The organism is Pseudomonas gingeri (assembly GCF_013386165.1).
Classification (GTDB): Bacteria; Pseudomonadota; Gammaproteobacteria; order Pseudomonadales; family Pseudomonadaceae; genus Aquipseudomonas; species Aquipseudomonas gingeri_C.
In genome coordinates, this window is record NZ_JACAOS010000024.1 from 1 (window position 1) to 11,772 (window position 11,772).

At 55.2% G+C, this 11,772-nt stretch carries 15 protein-coding genes; 13 read left to right on the forward strand and 2 right to left on the reverse strand.

Features of this window, described 5'->3' with window-relative positions:
• Window positions 1-21 precede the first annotated feature (21 nt).
• The 10 genes from HX866_RS30215 (at window position 22) to HX866_RS30260 (ending at window position 7,737) form a co-directional block, all read left to right on the forward strand.
• Window positions 22-432 (forward strand): arsenate reductase ArsC, encoded by a 411-nt coding sequence (locus HX866_RS30215; protein WP_371319304.1) that lies wholly within the window; start codon window positions 22-24, stop codon window positions 430-432.
• Between the two features lie 16 nt (window positions 433-448).
• Complete coding sequence (arsB, locus tag HX866_RS30220) at window positions 449-1,522, forward strand: ACR3 family arsenite efflux transporter (protein WP_177092727.1); 1,074 nt, start codon at window positions 449-451, stop codon at window positions 1,520-1,522.
• Window positions 1,515-2,231, forward strand: coding sequence for an arsenical resistance protein ArsH (gene arsH, locus HX866_RS30225; protein ID WP_177141007.1), 717 nt, complete (start codon window positions 1,515-1,517; stop codon window positions 2,229-2,231). Before arsB ends, arsH begins: the two co-directional genes overlap by 8 nt.
• Window positions 2,232-2,243: 12 nt before the next feature.
• The gene (locus HX866_RS30230) at window positions 2,244-2,756 is read left to right on the forward strand and encodes a phosphatase domain-containing putative toxin (protein WP_177092729.1); all 513 of its coding nucleotides are present in this window, start codon (window positions 2,244-2,246) and stop codon (window positions 2,754-2,756) included.
• Between the two features lie 23 nt (window positions 2,757-2,779).
• Window positions 2,780-3,784: an ArsJ-associated glyceraldehyde-3-phosphate dehydrogenase gene (locus HX866_RS30235; RefSeq protein ID WP_177092730.1), complete on the forward strand. Its 1,005-nt coding sequence runs from the start codon at window positions 2,780-2,782 to the stop codon at window positions 3,782-3,784.
• Window positions 3,785-3,793: 9 nt separating this feature from the next.
• Window positions 3,794-5,014, forward strand: coding sequence for an organoarsenical effux MFS transporter ArsJ (gene arsJ, locus HX866_RS30240; RefSeq protein WP_177092731.1), 1,221 nt, complete (start codon window positions 3,794-3,796; stop codon window positions 5,012-5,014).
• A gap of 83 nt (window positions 5,015-5,097) precedes the next feature.
• Window positions 5,098-5,562, forward strand: coding sequence for a hypothetical protein (locus tag HX866_RS30245; RefSeq protein ID WP_177092732.1), 465 nt, complete (start codon window positions 5,098-5,100; stop codon window positions 5,560-5,562).
• Between the two features lie 312 nt (window positions 5,563-5,874).
• Window positions 5,875-6,210, forward strand: a complete 336-nt coding sequence (locus HX866_RS30250; protein WP_177092733.1) for a hypothetical protein — start codon at window positions 5,875-5,877, stop codon at window positions 6,208-6,210.
• Between the two features lie 143 nt (window positions 6,211-6,353).
• On the forward strand, window positions 6,354-7,322 hold the full coding sequence (locus tag HX866_RS30255) for a DUF932 domain-containing protein (RefSeq protein ID WP_177092734.1): 969 nt from the start codon (window positions 6,354-6,356) through the stop codon (window positions 7,320-7,322).
• An 85-nt stretch (window positions 7,323-7,407) separates the two neighbouring features.
• The gene (locus tag HX866_RS30260; RefSeq protein ID WP_177092735.1) at window positions 7,408-7,737 is read left to right on the forward strand and encodes a hypothetical protein; all 330 of its coding nucleotides are present in this window, start codon (window positions 7,408-7,410) and stop codon (window positions 7,735-7,737) included.
• A gap of 17 nt (window positions 7,738-7,754) precedes the next feature.
• On the opposite strand, the gene HX866_RS30265 is transcribed toward HX866_RS30260, so the two are convergent.
• Window positions 7,755-8,102: a helix-turn-helix domain-containing protein gene (locus HX866_RS30265; RefSeq protein ID WP_177092736.1), complete on the reverse strand. Its 348-nt coding sequence runs from the start codon at window positions 8,100-8,102 to the stop codon at window positions 7,755-7,757.
• Window positions 8,103-8,233: 131 nt separating this feature from the next.
• Here HX866_RS30265 and HX866_RS30270 point away from each other — a divergent pair, with 131 nt between their 5' ends.
• From HX866_RS30270 to HX866_RS30280, 3 genes are all read left to right on the forward strand, one after another.
• Window positions 8,234-8,773: a GYF domain-containing protein gene (locus HX866_RS30270; protein WP_177092737.1), complete on the forward strand. Its 540-nt coding sequence runs from the start codon at window positions 8,234-8,236 to the stop codon at window positions 8,771-8,773.
• Between the two features lie 51 nt (window positions 8,774-8,824).
• A complete protein-coding gene (locus HX866_RS30275) occupies window positions 8,825-9,676 on the forward strand; it encodes a class I SAM-dependent methyltransferase (protein ID WP_218179814.1) in 852 nt (283 codons plus the stop codon).
• A 265-nt stretch (window positions 9,677-9,941) separates the two neighbouring features.
• Window positions 9,942-10,529 (forward strand): hypothetical protein, encoded by a 588-nt coding sequence (locus tag HX866_RS30280; RefSeq protein WP_177092738.1) that lies wholly within the window; start codon window positions 9,942-9,944, stop codon window positions 10,527-10,529.
• 181 nt (window positions 10,530-10,710) lie between these two features.
• Here the strand turns inward: HX866_RS30280 and HX866_RS30285 are convergent, their stop codons facing one another.
• Window positions 10,711-10,926, reverse strand: a complete 216-nt coding sequence (locus tag HX866_RS30285; RefSeq protein WP_177092739.1) for a hypothetical protein — start codon at window positions 10,924-10,926, stop codon at window positions 10,711-10,713.
• Window positions 10,927-11,772: the final 846 nt, after the last annotated feature.

Genomic DNA, 11,772 nt, shown 5'->3' on the forward strand with positions numbered 1-11,772 from the left:
CCGGGATTAGTTGACCACTACATCAACCATTTGGCCCCAGCGGGCATGAAAGCCTACAGCGCTGGCAGCCAGCCCAAAGGTGAAGTGCACCCGCTGGCCCTAAAAACGCTGGAAAAGGCAGGCATCTCAACGGCTGGGCTGTTCAGCAAGTCCAGCGACGCGCATGAAAACCTTGCTCCCGACTTCGTCATTACGGTCTGCGACAAAGCAGCGGGCGAAGCGTGCCCGGTGTTCTTCGGCCCCTCAGTCAAGGGGCACTGGGGCTTGGCTGACCCATCGGACTTTCACGGCACACCAGAAGAGGTTCAGGCCGCATTTGATGTGACCCTGGAGCAAATCACCCGGCGACTGAAAGCGTTCCTGGCTTTACCCCTTTCCACGTTGAGTGCCGAGCAGCTCAAGGCTGAGCTGGCTCTGATCGGCACGCTTTAACAGCAGGAGATATGTCATGAGTAAAAGCCGCCTTTCATTCCTGGACCGCTACCTGACCCTGTGGATTTTTTTGGCCATGGCGTTAGGCATCGGACTGGGTAGCCTGTTCGAAGGCTGGCCGCAGTGGCTCAACAGTCTTTCTGTGGGCACTACCAACATTCCAATCGCCATCGGCTTGATCGTGATGATGTATCCGCCCTTGGCCAAGGTTCGCTATGAGGAGCTGCCGGAGGTCTTCAAAGACAAGCGCATCCTCGCTTTGTCTCTGATCCAGAACTGGGTGATCGGGCCAATATTGATGTTCGCGTTGGCGATCATCTTCCTTCGGGACCAGCCGGAGTACATGACGGGGCTGATCCTCATCGGCCTGGCTCGCTGCATTGCGATGGTGCTGGTCTGGAATCAGATCGCCGGAGGCAATAATCAGTACGTCGCCGGGCTGGTAGCGTTCAACAGCATCTTCCAGATCCTGTTTTTCAGCCTATACGCCTGGGTGTTCCTTGGCCTCCTACCGCCCCTGTTCGGGTTAGAAGGTAGCGTCATCGAGACCAGCTTCATCAGCATTGCCGAATCGGTCCTGATCTACCTGGGCGTGCCGTTCCTGGCCGGCTTCCTGACCCGCAAGATCCTGATCGCGCGCAAAGGAAGCACTTGGTATCAAGAGCACTTCATCCCAAAAATCAGTCCGCTAACGCTGGTTGCATTGCTGCTGACCATCGTCGCTATGTTCAGTCTCAAGGGTGGCAAGGTGCTGCAACTGCCGTTGGATGTACTGCGCATCGCGATCCCCCTGACGATCTACTTTGTCGTGATGTTCTTCCTCAGCTTCTGGATGGGCAAGCTGCTCAAAGCTGACTATCCACGTACCACGGCTCTGGCGTTCACCGCCGCGAGTAACAATTTCGAACTCGCCATTGCGGTCGCCATCGCTACCTTCGGACTGGCCTCGCCTGTCGCTTTCGCTACGGTGATTGGCCCTCTTGTGGAAGTGCCGGTGCTGATTTCCCTGGTCGGTGTCGCCTTTTGGCTGAAGCGCCGCTGGTTCGACGAATCCAAGAGCGCCGTTGCGCAGGACAAAGACTATGTTTGATGACCATATTCCCCAGCTCGATACCGAACTGGTTGATCTTCCCTCGGCAGACAAACTCGGTATCGAAAAGACTTCCATTCACAAGCAGCGCATTTTGCTGCTGTACGGATCGACTCGTGAGCGCTCCTTCAGTCGTCTGCTGGTAGAGGAAGCAGCTCGGCTGCTGGAGCACTTCGGCGCCGAGGCGCGGGTTTTCAATCCGTCAGGTTTGCCGCTGCCAGATGACGCACCTGACGATCACCCACGTGTGAAGGAACTGCGCGAGCTGATGCTGTGGTCCGAGGGGCAGGTCTGGTGCTCTCCAGAACGTCACGGTTCCATGAGTGCCGTCTTCAAGGCTCAGATCGACTGGGTGCCACTGGCAATGGGCGCGGTCCGCCCGACCCAGGGCAAAACCCTCGCCGTGATGCAGGTGTGCGGCGGCTCGCAGTCGTTCAACGTGGTCAATCAGCTACGGGTGCTGGGACGTTGGATGCGCATGTTCACCATCCCCAACCAGTCGTCCGTACCTAAGGCCTACATGGAGTTCGACGACAACGGTCGGATGAAGCCTTCTCCTTTCTACGACCGTGTCGTTGATGTGATGGAGGAGTTGGTGAAATTCACGCTGCTGATTCGCGACCGCCAGGACTATCTGGTTGATCGTTATTCCGAGCGCAAGGAGTCGGCGGAAGAACTCATGAAACGTGTCAATCAGCGCTCCATCTGAGGAATTTTCACCGTGCAACAACACCCCTATTCCGTATTGCCCCTGGTGCAACTCAAAGGCCAGCTGATTTTTACCCCGTGCCCAGGTACGAAGGGCACCCGATCTTTCGAGGCGTTGCAAACCCTCAAGGACGCAGGTGCAGTTGCTCTGCTGACGCTGATGCCGACCGAGGAGCTGCTTCAGAACGAAATCGATCTGCTGCCTGAAGAATGTCAGCTCCTGGGCATTGAATGGTTTCACCTGCCGGTAGCGGATGAACAGCTCCCTGGCGAGGCATTCAGGGCGGCCTGGGAACAGCACCATCAACGTATCAAGCAGTTACTGACCGAAGGTAAGACCATTGCCATCCATTGTAAGGGTGGCTCGGGCCGCACTGGCTTGATCGCCGCTCAATTGCTGATCGAGTGCGGCATGCCGTTCGACGAAGCGATCCGCGAGGTGCAGTCGCTGCGCCCACGCGCCGTTCAGCATCCAGCCCATATCGAATACATCGGCCAGTTCGACATCCAGTCGAACTCCCACTGACAACAGATACAGAGCACAACAACATGGCTATCAAAGTTGGCATCAATGGTTTCGGTCGAATCGGTCGCCTCGCTCTGCGAGCGTCCTGGAGCTGGCCAGAATTTGAGTTCATCCAGATCAACGATCCGGCAGGGGACGCAGCAACGCATGCGCACTTGCTGAACTTCGATTCGATCCATGGCCGCTGGAATTATCAAGCTGACTCAGAAGGCGACAGCATCGTCATCGACGGCAAGCGGATCAAGGTGACGGCCAACAAGGCGATTGCCGACACCGATTGGTCGGGCTGTGATCTGGTGATTGAAGCCAGTGGCAAGATGAAGACCGTCGCTGTGCTTCAGGCTTACCTCGACCAGGGCGTTAAACGCGTGGTGGTCAGCGCTCCGGTGAAGGAAAAAGGCGCGTTGAACATCGTCATGGGCATCAATCATCAACTGTTCAATGCTGCGGAACATCGCATCGTCACGGCGGCGTCATGCACCACCAACTGTCTGGCGCCAGTGGTGAAGGTGATCCACGAGAAACTGGGTATTCGCCACGGTTCGATCACCACCATCCACGACTTGACCAACACCCAAAGCATCCTCGACCAACCCCATAAGGATCTGCGTCGTGCACGCGCTTCGGGCATAAGCCTGATCCCGACCAGCACTGGCTCGGCCACTGCCATCGCCGAGATTTTCCCAGAGCTGCGTGGACGTCTGAATGGTCACGCCGTGCGCGTACCGCTGGCCAACGCCTCGCTGACCGACTGTGTCTTCGAAGTCGAGCGCGCCACGACCGTCGAGGAGGTGAACCAGTTCCTGAAGGATGCTTCGGAAAACGAGCTGAAGGATATCCTCGGTTTCGAGGAGCGCCCGCTGGTGTCCATCGACTACCGTACCGACCCGCGCTCGTCGATCATCGATGCGCTGTCGACCATGGTTATCAATGGCACCCAGGTCAAACTCTATGCCTGGTACGACAATGAATGGGGCTATGCCAACCGCACCGTCGAACTGGCCAGAATGGTCGGGTTGGCAGTCTGAGGAGCAGTCATGAAAGCGTTGTCAGCCCTCGCTCCAGAAATGCGGCAGTACCTGCTCGTTACGGGTAATTACTGGGCCTTCACCCTCACCGACGGCGCCTTGCGCATGTTGGTGGTGCTGCATTTCAACGAACTGGGCTACAGCCCATTTCAAATCGCGGCGTTGTTTCTGTTTTACGAATTCTTTGGCGTGGTCACCAACCTCGTCGGTGGCTATCTCGGGGCTCGGCTGGGTCTGAACAGAACCATGAACATTGGGCTGGGCATGCAGGTCGTGGCGTTGCTGATGCTGGCAGTACCCTCGGTCTGGTTGACCATTCCTTGGGTAATGGGCGCTCAAGCGCTTTCGGGGATCGCCAAAGACCTGAACAAGATGAGTGCCAAAAGCTCCATCAAACTCCTGGTGTCCGATGGACAACAGGGCAAGCTTTACCAGTGGATAGCCATCCTCACTGGTTCGAAGAACGCACTTAAGGGTGTCGGTTTCTTTCTCGGTGGGGCCTTCCTCGCCCTGATGGGGTTCAAAGGTGCGTTGGTGGCAATGGCCGGCGTCCTCGCGCTGATCTGGATCGGCAGTCTGACTCTGCTGAAAAAGGACCTGGGCAAAGCCAAGGCCAAGCCGAAGTTTCGTGAAATCCTTTCCAAGAGCCGAGCGATCAACATTCTCTCGGCAGCGCGGATGTTTCTGTTCGGTGCTCGTGATGTCTGGTTCGTGGTGGCCTTGCCGGTATACCTGAGCAGTGTTTTTGGCTGGAACTTTTGGAAGGTCGGCGGGTTCCTGGCGGCCTGGGTGATCGGCTACGGCACTGTGCAATCGTTCGCTCCACGTATTACCGGCAAGAAGCGCGGGCATGTTCCAGATGGTCGCGCTGCACTCCTTTGGGCGCTTGCCCTGGCTGGCCTGCCTGCGACCATCGCCCTCGGATTGAATACTGGGTTATCGCAACAAGTGGTTCTGTTGGGAGGCCTGATGGTCTTTGGGGCGCTGTTCGCGGTGAACTCCTCACTGCACAGCTACCTGATCGTGTCCTATGCCAAGGAAGACGGTGTTTCGCTGGACGTGGGCTTTTACTACATGTCCAACGCCATGGGACGACTGATAGGCACGGTGCTCTCCGGCTGGGTTTATCAAGTGTATGGGCTGGGTGTGTGCCTATGGATATCCAGCACGTTCGTACTGCTCGCAGCACTGATTTCCATAGGGTTACCGAGGCATGCCGAGGCGATTTGAGGCCTCGTTGAAAGTGGTTTTCGGCCAATCACGACGATCAGCCAGGCAGTTGATGTAAGGCAGGCAAGTGTTGGAGGCAAATCATGAATCGGTATACAAGCGTCTCAGCTGTTTCACTCGTGTTGCTCGCCGCGATGCTAGGCAGCGGCTGCGACAAAAAAGAGTCATCCCCCAAGCAATCGTTTGAAATGGAAAAAAGCGTTATCGGAACATGGGCTGAAGGTGAATGGAGCAATTCTGAACCTCAAAATCAGGCACCTCCGGCCTTCCGTATTTTAGGAGAGACGCTGATCATAGACAGCTGCTCTTTCTCTACAGAGAGCCTGTTAAGTCCGACTGAAAAAGATGCGTACCTTGCACTCAAACAGGCGAAGGCTTGCTCGGTGAGCCTGGCACCTAAAAGCGTAATCCTGCATCGAAAGGGAAATTGCCAGGCGCTGGTCGAGTTGTACGCCTCATTGTCGAGTGTCGGCAACGGTGTCCCGGAGCAGTCTGGTATCTATACAAAAGTAGGTTGTACTGAGACGTCAGCGGTCCCTAGCCAATGATCAAAACTTCAGCGGTCACTGTGATCTGTTTTGAGTGGTCGGTATCGACTCTGCATGGTCGTTGACCGGTCTACAAAACCACCGGAGATTCAGCCCTTTCCGCTCATCGCGCTATGAGTGGACTCGCCCCCCATCTAATCGCAGCCAACAAATTCGTAGTCATACATCACGAATTGGCATCTCTGCGCATTGAGCATCACTACCCAAGCCTCGATAGCTCACCAGTCAGGTAGGTCGCGTAGGCGGCTTGCTTGATGGGCTCTATGCCCGTGCAATGACTTCATCCCGACTCTCTCGATAGGAACCCTGTACATGACCACTCAATGCCCACGCTGTCACTCCACCGCTGTCATCACCAAAGATGTCGCCAGGAAAATCGGCGCCCTTATCGGCACCGTCGGTGGCGCCGCCCAAGGGATCACAGGAGCCATGGCTGGTGCCGAGGTAGGCGCTGTCATCGGCGTTGTCGCCGGCCCCGCTGGCGTCGTTGCTGGCGGTATGGCCGGGGCCATTCTCGGCGGATTAGCCGGGGCGGCGACCGGCTGTATCGCTGGCGCCAAACTCGGCGAAGTCATCGATGAGCGGGTTTTGGACAACTACCTCTGCCTCGACTGCGGACTTTCGTTTAGCTGCCGTCATTCCGCTTGAACTGCTCCTCTCCCGCTTGAAGCAATCGCTATTCACCATCTGATCCATCGCTTCTCCCCCTCTCGATCAACACCCCGCACGTCGACTGATCCCTGCTGAATGCTCAGCGGCTTCGCCGTGCGCCTATGAAAAGGAAGCTCCCCATGGCACACCTCATCGAACAAATGGCTTACGTTGGCGCTACGCCCTGGCATGGTCTGGGCAATCAGCTCTCGCCCAAACAACCGCTGGAAGTCTGGCAACAAGAAGCCGGCATGAACTGGCAGATCCAGGAGTCGCCGGTGCGTTACATGGCGGATGCCGTCGGTCATCTCGGTACCATCCACTCATTTCCCGAACAGAAGGTGCTCTACCGTTCGGATAGCAAAGAAGCCCTGTCCGTCGTATCGAAACGCTACCAGGTGGTCCAACCCCGTGAGGTCCTGGAGTTTTACCGTGATCTGACCGAACGCTCAGGTTATGAGCTGGAAACCGCTGGTGTCCTGAAAGGCGGACGAAAACTCTGGGCTTTGGCACGGACTGGACAGTCAGCCGCGCTCAAAGGCAATGACGTGGTCAATGGCTATTTACTGCTGGCCACTTCCTGCGACGGGACGCTGGCCACCACGGCGACCCCAACCACCGTTCGCGTCGTTTGCAATAACACCCTGAGTATTGCGGTCAATGGCGCCAGCCAGGCGATCAAGGTCCCGCACAGCACTCGGTTCAATCCACAGGCAGTGAAGCAGCAATTGGGCATCGCCGTCTCGCAATGGGACGATTTCATGTACCGCATGCGAATGCTCGCCGAACGCAAAGTCCAAGACCGTGAAGCCAAAGATTTTCTGCGCAGTGTGTTAAGCGAGGTGCAGACGGGCAACCCCGAGCGGACCGGCCTCTCGAATGAGCGGGCCTTAACTAAGGTGCTGAGCCTGTATGAAGGTCACGGTCGAGGGGCGGAGCTGGAAGCGGCCAAGGGCACGGCCTGGGGCTTGCTCAACGCCGTCACCGAGTATGTCGACCACGAGCGTCGTGCTCGCAGCAACGAGTACCGCATGGACACGGCCTGGTTTGGCCAAGGTGCAGTCATCAAACAACGAGCGCTCAACACCGCCCTGCAACTGGTGGCTTGAAAAGCCCGCGCATAAAGGGAGGCCTACGCCTCCCTCATCCATAGGTTTTCTCTCAGTGATTTAACCCTTTCACCGGAGCTCCACCATGCCCCCACGCTGCCTGATCTGCGATTCAAAGGCTGTACTGTCCAAAGAGGCCGCTAACGCTGCCGTCATGCTCATTGGGACCATTGATAGCTTTCTACTCAGTGTGCGCCAGGCCCATACCCAAGGCCTGGTAACTGACCCGGAAACCCGACCTGAAAGCCTGCTCGTGCAACTGCTCGACCTGATCGGCGAGAGCGTTTCCAGTGCGACATCTGGCTATACCGCCATGACGGCATTTGCCAGAGACGTGCAGAAATATCAATTCAACCACTATGACTTTCTCTGCTTACGCTGTGGGACCAAGTTCGATCAGAACGCCGAGACCTGAAAGCCCCACAGCCCCGATCATGCCTTTGCTAGCCGTTCAGCCAAACGCTCAACCAGATCGAGGATCAGCTGTCGATCATCCTGGCTCAAAGGCGTCAATAACCGACTGATCCGGCTGGCTTGGTCGTCCGGGCGCGAACTGACCTCGGTCAACAGTTCTGCCGCCTCGCAGTCAAAGATTCCCGCGAACGCTAGCAAGCGCTCAATGTTGGGAATCACGATGCCGCGTTCAATGCGGGAAACAGCCTCGTTGCCGATTCCCAGACGCTCAGCCACTTCCTCCTGCGTCAAGCCACTGCGAATGCGTTGCTTGGCAATCGCACGCCCCACCACACCCGCCAAGTATTTCTGATCAGTCTCTATCACGGCGCCTCCCCATCTCAACCTAGATGGTTGGGCATCACCTCATTGACATGAAGAACTCAACAGGTTGAGAATCAACCCTAAAGGTTGCTATTCGTCTATTTGTGCCCACATCCAAAACCAAGGAATTTTCCATGCCGGAAGCAACAAGCAGTGAGCAATGGTTTTACGAAGAGAAAGGCCAACGTCAGGCTGCCAATGAACAACAAATAGTCGCCCTCATCCGCTCAGGGAAGCTGACCTACGGCAGCCTCATTTGGAAAAAGGGGCTGGAAAACTGGATTCAACTCGAAAGGACGGAGTTTCTACAGCACCTCCAAACGGCTTCCCCGCCCCCGCTCACAGGCGCGAGCGTCAACAACACGCTGGTATGGCTACTGGCTTTAGCCCCGCTGCTTGGCTACTTGCTGGAAGCCTTCGTTGCGGGCGCCACGGGAGGTGGTCAGAGAGCGCTGAGTGATGGCCGTTACTGGTACCTCACCGTGATATTGAACGTCGCCTTGAGCCTGTTCGATGAAAAACGCCTTAAGAAAGCCGGGCACGACACCCGCCGCTTCAAGGGTTGGGTATTTATCGTACCGGTCTACCTGTACCAACGCGCCAAGATGCTGAATCAAAACTTGGCGTATTTCATCGTGTGGATTGGCAGTTTCGCTCTCACCTTACTTATCTGAATCATCTAATACAGCTGCTCACCGCCATCAAACCATTAACAAGGAAATACCATGAATTTGCCTGAAGATTTTTCTCCTGAACAATACCTAAAGTTACATCCCGATGTCAGAATGTCAGGACTTGACCCAGCACAACACTATTTGGCTTGGGGCCGTGGAGAAAATCGCAACTACAAACGAGACCCGAACTCCCTTTATCCAAAGGTAGAAGGGCGTTATTCCTCGGATGGATTATCTTCAGTGCATAACCACGATTTCATGAGCGACGAGAGCTATATCACAGCGTATGCACGCGGAGTAGAAGCTGTCGGCTCTGACTACAAATGGTTTTGGCGTGTGCATATAGGGCTGTGGGCGGCGCGGACAGCCGCAAAACACAGCGGCGATTTTGTTGAGTGTGGAGTCAATTATGGTTTTCTAAGCTCAGCGATCATGAAAGATCTGGACTGGAACAATACAGGCAAAATCTTTTACTTACTTGATACATTTTCTGGCATTGATGACAGGTATCTATCCGAGCAGGAAAAAATTGGTGGCGTCGCGGACAAGAACCGAAAGTTAGTTGAAGACGGGACATATACGTCAAATATTGAATCTGTGAGGGAAAACTTTTCAGAGTGGCCTAATGCAAAGGTCATACAAGGATCCATTCCCGACACCCTCGCTCATATCGACTCAACCCAAATTTCTTATTTACACATCGACCTGAACTGCACCGTTCCTGAAGTTGCTGCGATTGAGTTTTTGTGGGATCGCTTGGTCTCCGGAGCAGTAATTTTACTAGACGACTATGCTTACTACGGATACCAGCCTCAGAAAGAGGGTATGGATCAATGGGCAGCAAAAATGAACATAGCGATAGCGAGCTTACCTACAGGACAAGGGCTTCTAATAAAACCTTGATACTTATCTGCATTGCGCTATGGCTCGGTCTATAGCGCATACCGTTCCGATTTAGACCTTTACGCCGAAGTCTAAGCGCTAGACAAAGTACCTGGCTACTCTACGAAGTCAAGACATGGTATCCACTCAAATAATCCGCCTCAACAAAATTGGGCAGTGGCATGCATATACCTGACCGACCTGAGCTCTGCACACCACAGGACCGAAATACGCGCTATTACACCTCAAATCCGCCGATTCATCTTCAAACACAAGGAACATATAAATGCGCAAAAAACGTCTATTAGTCTCATTGTTTGGTTTGATCATCAACACATATTCCTTAGGAGCGGCTGCGTGGCAAGCAAACGAAATAGAAGAGTGCCCTACAAGTAAACGTAACTCGGCCTGGTTAGACTGCGTGCCTGAAGACACCCCTGTCAAACTCCCCTACAAGATGAAGGATGGTAGCGTAAAGGTGCTAGAGACTCGCGGCACGGTGTTCTGCAAGCAAGGAATCTGCGAATATCAATATCAGCGTGACAGCGGCCTATGGGACTCAACCAACGAATACGCAGGACAAATCCAGCAAGCCCAAAAAACCCCCGTGGTTCTGTTACGAGGATACTACCTAGGAAACGCTGAGGATGGTCGCATCGTCGCGTACCTGAAAGGTACTGGACCGGAAGCGGGTGGCAAGGCTGCTCCAGCCTTGCAGAGCGTCACAACGAAGTCATTCAATCAAGCCAGTATAGATAGTTGTGTCGATCAATGGAGTAATGCGTTCCACAAGGAGAATGGTGAAGGCGCCTTGATTATGGCTGATATGCTCGACGAGTGGGAAACTTTGTGTAACGCCGGCAAAAATCCATGATCGAAGGAAAAATCAAAAAGCGCAGCCAACTCTAGTTGGCTGCTTGCTTAATTCACCTGCCTAGTTAAATCGTTTAAGCACTTACTTCTGGCAGCATTTAGATTAACCATTTACCGCACAATAGTTAGAAAACCCATCGCCTGCATGACACACCTACTAGGACTCGGTGGATTGTAATTTTCTAACCAACATCCATTCCCCGCAGTCGAGCCAGCCCCTGCTTAATATGGCCTGCGTTTTCGCCAATCGTGTGCAGCGCCCCCCGGACATTCTTACCAACCTCTGCCGAATCCCGCTGTTCCACGCATAACGTCAGCTCCATCACGGCAGCCTCCAGAGCGAGCTGGTTTTCATACATCCTTTCTAGCACATCCGATAGCGAATAATTTCTTTGCACGACATCGACTCCTTTCAAGAAAACCAAAGCATAGCCTCTGCCTTATGTTCAATTCAGACGCATGGAGCGCTCCTGTACCGAGTGAAGCCTGCAGATGAGCCAGAATAGGGCGCATCTTCCCGTTGAGGGTTGGAATAATCTTTATCTCGTAGTCATCCGACAGGTGACCTGCAAGGTGGACAGGCGTGGGGGGCTTTACAGTCGAGCCATGCCCATTCGATTTTGCCCTCATCGAGATCGCCCCCGAGCGGGGACCCCACTCCACTACCGTCGGCGTCCCGCCCCTTGTATTAGTAGCCCCCCCAGATGCTGCCGCTCTTTCGTTTTCGGGTGCAGCGGATCATAGCGGCGAAGGCGCGAGAGGACGCTGCCGCACTGGCTGCGGACAAGGTCAAGGTCAAACCGAGCCTCACTACGCCCAGGAGCGTACCGGCGGTGACCCGGCCCAGGCCGCCGCATTAATCATCGACCAGGAGTTGGGGCTATGAGGCTGATGCTGATTGGGTTGGTTGTGGCGCTAGCGGGATGCGCGATGCGGCCGCCTGAGACGCTCACTATACGGGTGGATGTGCCGGAGCCCTTGCCGGGCGCCGGCTGCGGCCGGCCTGAAGAAGGACAACACTCTGAGGTGAAGGGTGAGGGCGCTGCTGGCCGAGCGCCAACAGCGGATGGAGGGAGCTTGCAGCTGCGGTTGCTGCGTGTTGGTGATCCACCTGGCCGCAGAAACTGCTCGACTAGCAGGGCTCGCACGTACGCTGCTTGGCTTTTCTCGGCGGTACTTCGAAGATTCTGGTGCCGGACAATCTTCGCGGCGGCGTCACCAAGCGGTCGATGAGCAGGCCACTC

What these genes read in the sequence shown, in the direction of transcription:
- arsB (WP_177092727.1), top strand. Translation starts at nt 449, where the DNA reads ATGAGTAAAAGCCGCCTTTCATTCCTGGACCGCTACCTGACCCTGTGG.
- arsH (WP_177141007.1), top strand. Translation starts at nt 1,515, where the DNA reads ATGTTTGATGACCATATTCCCCAGCTCGATACCGAACTGGTTGATCTT.
- HX866_RS30235 (WP_177092730.1), top strand. Translation starts at nt 2,780, where the DNA reads ATGGCTATCAAAGTTGGCATCAATGGTTTCGGTCGAATCGGTCGCCTC.
- arsJ (WP_177092731.1), top strand. Translation starts at nt 3,794, where the DNA reads ATGAAAGCGTTGTCAGCCCTCGCTCCAGAAATGCGGCAGTACCTGCTC.
- HX866_RS30245 (WP_177092732.1), top strand. Translation starts at nt 5,098, where the DNA reads ATGAATCGGTATACAAGCGTCTCAGCTGTTTCACTCGTGTTGCTCGCC.
- HX866_RS30250 (WP_177092733.1), top strand. Translation starts at nt 5,875, where the DNA reads ATGACCACTCAATGCCCACGCTGTCACTCCACCGCTGTCATCACCAAA.
- HX866_RS30255 (WP_177092734.1), top strand. Translation starts at nt 6,354, where the DNA reads ATGGCACACCTCATCGAACAAATGGCTTACGTTGGCGCTACGCCCTGG.
- HX866_RS30260 (WP_177092735.1), top strand. Translation starts at nt 7,408, where the DNA reads ATGCCCCCACGCTGCCTGATCTGCGATTCAAAGGCTGTACTGTCCAAA.
- HX866_RS30270 (WP_177092737.1), top strand. Translation starts at nt 8,234, where the DNA reads ATGCCGGAAGCAACAAGCAGTGAGCAATGGTTTTACGAAGAGAAAGGC.
- HX866_RS30275 (WP_218179814.1), top strand. Translation starts at nt 8,825, where the DNA reads ATGAATTTGCCTGAAGATTTTTCTCCTGAACAATACCTAAAGTTACAT.
- HX866_RS30280 (WP_177092738.1), top strand. Translation starts at nt 9,942, where the DNA reads ATGCGCAAAAAACGTCTATTAGTCTCATTGTTTGGTTTGATCATCAAC.